Annotated in this window: 1 protein-coding gene and 1 pseudogene; one reads left to right on the top strand and one right to left on the bottom strand. The window is 68.7% G+C overall.

Annotation, left to right across the window (positions count from 1 at the left end; translation table 11 throughout):
* A pseudogene (locus DYI24_RS26395) lies at positions 1–298 on the top strand (serine hydrolase); the annotation flags it as partial.
* Positions 299–307: 9 nt separating this feature from the next.
* On the opposite strand, the gene mdlC reads toward DYI24_RS26395, so the two are convergent.
* On the bottom strand, positions 308–1,541 hold a 1,234-nt coding region (mdlC, locus tag DYI24_RS26390), incomplete at its 5' end, for a benzoylformate decarboxylase (RefSeq protein WP_164574410.1).

The following is a 1,541-nucleotide window of genomic DNA, read 5'->3' as shown; positions in this document are numbered from 1 at the left end:
GGACATGACCACCGATCACATCGGTCCGAACTCCGGCGTCGAGCGCGACTACTTCTATTTCCCGGGTGACGGGTTCGGCTACGGTTATGGCCTCGGTGTCCGCACCGATGCCGGCAACGCCAAGCCCCCGCCGCCCGGTTCGCTCGGCGAATTGAAGTGGGACGGCGCCTCGGGCTGCTACTTCGTGGTCGATCCGAAGCTCGACATGTTCTTCGTGCTGATGGAGCAGACCCCGTCGCATCGCCAGCCGATCCAGCGCGAGCTGAAGAAGCTGGTCTACGAGGCGCTGGATAATTGAGACGCGACGTCAGCCGTTGCGCGCGTAGAGCATCGGCACTGACGTATCGAGCATCGCTTCGACCACGCTGACGCCGTCCCAAGCAAGGGCGCGCGTCAGCGCCGGCGCCAGCTCCTCGCTGCGCGTCACCCGCACTGCGTCGCAGCCGAGCGATTGCGCCAGAGCGGTGAAGTCGATCCCGGGCAGCTCCAGCCCGGGCACGTTCCGCACCTGCATCACCTGGCTGAACGAGCGCATTGCGCCGTAGCCGCCGTTGTTCAGCACCACCACGGTCAGCGGCAGCTTGCGCTGCGCCGCCGTCCACAGCGCCTGGATCGAGTACATCGCCGAGCCGTCGCCGATCAAGCAGACGGTGCGGCGGTTCGGATGCGCCAGCGCGAAGCCGACCGAGGCCGGCAGCGACCAACCCAGCCCGCCGCTCGCCATCGTGGCGAAACTGTCCTGGCCCGGCATCGGCATGTATTTCTGCATCGCCGGACGATGCGACGGCGCCTCCTCGACCAGCATGGCCCTCGCCGGCATCACGGCGCGCAGCGTGTGCAGCAGATACTCCGCCGGCATCGGCTCGGCCGGCTGGGGTGCAGGCGGCACTGCCCGAGCCGGCGGTGCGGCGCGCTTGGTTTCCGGCAGCAGCTCCCGCAGCAACCTGAGGGCAGGCGTCATCGTCGCGATGATGCTGGTGCCGAGCGGCGTCACCGATGCAGCTTCGGCATCGTCGGTGATCTGGAACAGCTTCGAGGCGCCCTCGAAGATCGCGGCGTGGCCTTCGACATGGAAGGTGAACACCGGCGCGCCGATCACCACGACGACGTCGTAAGCGCCGAGCGCTTCAGACAGTTGTCCCGGAGACGCGTGCAGGAAGCCGGCGAATAGCGGATGCCGCTCGGGGAAACTGCAGCGCGCCGAGAACGGCGACACCCACACCGGCGCCTTGGCGCGCTCGGCGAGCTGCACCATCAGATCGACCGCAGCGGCGCGATCGACCGCGGGCCCGACCACCAGCGCCGGCTTCTTGGCTTTGGTGAGCGTATCGGCCAGGGCCTGCATCGCCGATCGATCGGGACCGAGCTCGCGCGTGACGGCGCGCGGCGGCACCGGCGCGGCGGGCCGGGCCCAATCGTCGATCGGCACCGACACGAAGGTCGGTCCGCACGGCGGCTGCATCGCGACGTAGTAGGCACGGGCGATCGCGGCGGGCACATCCTCTGCGCGTGCCGGCTCGACGCTGTACTTCACATAAGGC

The sequence above is a fragment of the Rhodopseudomonas sp. BR0C11 genome (assembly GCF_010820945.1).
Classification (GTDB): Bacteria; Pseudomonadota; Alphaproteobacteria; order Rhizobiales; family Xanthobacteraceae; genus Rhodopseudomonas; species Rhodopseudomonas palustris_H.
The sequence above is the reverse complement of the archived record's forward strand: the minus strand, read 5'-3'. Positions and strand labels throughout refer to the sequence as shown.